Annotated in this window: 3 protein-coding genes; 2 read left to right on the top strand and 1 reads right to left on the bottom strand. The window is 66.3% G+C overall.

Going from position 1 to position 2,845, the window contains the following annotated elements:
- The coding region (locus tag AB0F86_RS29610; RefSeq protein ID WP_357171762.1) for a GNAT family N-acetyltransferase at nt 1-821 on the top strand (821 nt) is incomplete at its 5' end.
- Nucleotides 822-1,200: 379 nt separating this feature from the next.
- Nucleotides 1,201-2,322 carry an IS4 family transposase gene (locus tag AB0F86_RS29605; protein ID WP_357171760.1) on the top strand — a complete coding sequence of 374 codons (1,122 nt, stop codon included), beginning with the start codon at nt 1,201-1,203 and terminating at the stop codon, nt 2,320-2,322.
- 137 nt (nt 2,323-2,459) lie between these two features.
- Here AB0F86_RS29605 and cueR read toward each other — a convergent pair.
- A partial coding sequence (gene cueR, locus AB0F86_RS29600) for a Cu(I)-responsive transcriptional regulator (RefSeq protein ID WP_357171758.1) occupies nt 2,460-2,845 on the bottom strand: 386 nt, incomplete at its 5' end.

Below are 2,845 nucleotides of genomic sequence, written 5' to 3'. Positions count from 1 at the left end.
CCTTCGTCGCCCACCGGCCGGTGCAGTCGCGGTTGCTGGCGCGCGACGCCGCCGCGCGCGCTGCGCTGGTGCGCGCCGTGCTGGCCTGGTGCAAGCAGAAGAAGGTGTCGTCGTGGCACGTGCTGTTCGCCAACGACGACGACGTGGCGGCGTTGGGCGAAGCGGGCCTGATGCTGCGCCACACGGTGCAGTTCCACTGGCTGAACGCGGGCTACGCCGACTTCGACGCCTTCCTTGGCAGCCTGAACCAGGAGAAGCGCAAGAAGATCCGGCAGGAGCGGCGCAAGGTCGCCGAGGCGGGCGTCACGTTCCGGCACGCGCAGGGCGCGGCGATCACCGCGGCCGACTGGGATTTCTTCTACCGCTGCTACGAGCGCACCTACCTGGAACACGGCAACGCGCCCTACCTCACGCGCGATTTCTTCCGGCGCATGGCGGAGGCGATGCCGGAGAACTGGCTGCTGTTCGTCGCCGAGCGCCGCGGCAAGCCCATCGCCAGCAGCCTGATCGGCATCGGCGACGGCGTGGCCTATGGCCGCTACTGGGGCGCGCTGGAGCGCGTGGACTGCCTGCACTTCGAGGCCTGCTACTACCAGCCGCTCGCCTGGTGCATCGCGAACGGCGTGCAGCGCTTCGAGGGCGGCGCGCAGGGCGAGCACAAGATGGCCCGCGCGCTGATGCCGGTGAAGACGACCAGCGCGCACTGGCTGGCACACCCGGCGTTCGCGGATGCGGTGGAGCAGTTCCTGGCGCGGGAAGGGCGGGGGATCGAGAACTACATGGAGCACCTGGAGGCCAGGTCGCCGTTCCGGCACGGGTGAGCGTCCACGGGCGCTCCACGGCACCACAAGGCTTGTCATTGCGGCCTTGAGCCGCAATCCGCCCCCCTCATCCCCCTTGTCATTGCGGCCTTGAGCCGCAATCCACTGGCGGCGTGGTGCCACGCATCGATGGATCCCGGGTCAAGCCCCACTGCTGTCCGGAATAAGTTGAGACCGGGCGAGCTAAGTCGTTGATCGGAAAAGCGTAGCAGGGGGTCGCCAGCGGGGCCGACTCGAAAGCGCGCGTCTATACAGTAGTCCGCGCTGCTCCACGGCGGGCAGGTGTTGCGGAGATGAGCCGAAGGGGGTTACACCCCGAGCGCCAACTCTTTCGACAACCCAACGCCGCAACATGTTCAGCATAAGCCGAATCCAGCAGGTGCTCCAGGCCATCCCGCGCGGAGCCTTTGATCGCATCGTCCAGCATCACCGAGGCAATCGCTACAGCAAGGGGTTCGGCTGTTGGCAGCAGCTGCAGGCGATGGTGTACGTGCAGCTCAGTGGAGCGGCCAGCCTGCGTCAGCTGGAGGCGGGCTTCAATGCTCACCCCGGGCAGCACTACCACCTGAACGCGCGCTGTGTGCGGCGCTCCACGCTGGCGGAAGCCAATTCCAAGCGCAGCCCGTTGATCTTCGCTGAGCTGCTGCAGGTGCTGATCGCACAGGCAGGAAGAAGCATCCGCAGCCAGCGAGAGGAACTGCTGTATCTGCTGGACGCCACGACGGTGGATCTGCCGGCGCGCGGCGGCCCCCGTGGCCATGCCGATGCGCGCGGCAATCACGGCATGAAGCTGCACCTGCTGTTCGAAGCGCGCAGTGCGGCGGTGGCGCAGGCCAGCATCACGCCGGGCAACATCAATGACATCACCGAGGCGCGCAAGCTGCCCATTCAGGCTGGGGCCACCTACGTGTTCGATCGCGGCTATTGCCACTACAACTGGTGGCACAGCATCGACGAGAAGAAGGCGCGCTGGGTCAGTCGCTTCAAGCGCGATGCGGCGCTGACGTACCTGCGCGAGCAGCCCACCACAGGGGGCATCTTGCGAGACAGCATCGTTGCATTCGCGCTACGAACGCCCAGGGGCGGCCACCGAAATTCATACAGTAGTGCGCTGCGGCGCATCGAGGTGGAGCGCCCCGACGCCGCTCCCCTGGTGCTGGCAACCAATGACCTCACCAGTCCAGCCGAGGAGATCGCAGCGCTGTACAAGCAGCGTTGGCAGATCGAGCTGCTGTTCAAGTGGGTCAAGCAGCACCTGCAGATTCGCCGCTTCGTCGGGCATAACGAAAACGCCGTGCGCATCCAACTGCTCACGGCGCTGATCGCGTACATGCTCGTGCTGCTGCTCAAGCAGGCCACCGGCTCCAAAGACTCCCTCTGGATGCTGCTGGCTCAGCTCAGGCACAACCTGTTCCAGAGGCCCCGCACCGAGGAATCCTGGTGGCGCCGCAAACGGGCACGTCAGGAGCAGCTTGCTGCCGCCCAGCCCCTTCTTCTATGAACGGCGATTCCGGACAGCAGTGGGTCAAGCCCGGGATGACATCAACTGACTTGTCCCGGGTCAAGCCCGGGATGACAACGACTGACTTGTCATTGCGGGCTTGACCCGCAATCCACCGGGCCGCGGCACCACGCGACTCACACGTCCGAAGACATGTGCTCCAGGATCGGGCACTCCGGCCTTTCATCCCCATGGCAGCAGTGGATCAGGTGCTGCAGCGTCCGCTGCATCTCCTGCATCTGCGCGATGCGCTGCGCCAGGTCTTCCGCGTGCTTTAGCGCCACCTTGCGCACGCTGGCGCTCGCACGCCGGCGGTTCTGCCACAGGCTGACCAGTTCCCCGATCTCCTCCATCGAAAAACCGAGGTCCCGCGCCCGCTTGATGAAGCGCAGCGTATGTACGTCGGCTTCGCTGTACTGCCGGTAGCCGCTGTCGGTGCGGGCGACCCGGCCCAGCAGCCCCAGGCCCTCGTAGTGCCGCACCATCTTGGCCGACACGCCGGACAGGCGCGCCGCCTCGCCGC

Origin of the sequence: Nocardia sp. NPDC023733, from assembly GCF_040639775.1 — a bacterium.
In the GTDB taxonomy this organism is placed as follows: Bacteria; Actinomycetota; Actinomycetes; order Mycobacteriales; family Mycobacteriaceae; genus Nocardia; species Nocardia rosealba.
This window is presented reverse-complemented; position numbering and strand designations above follow the sequence as displayed.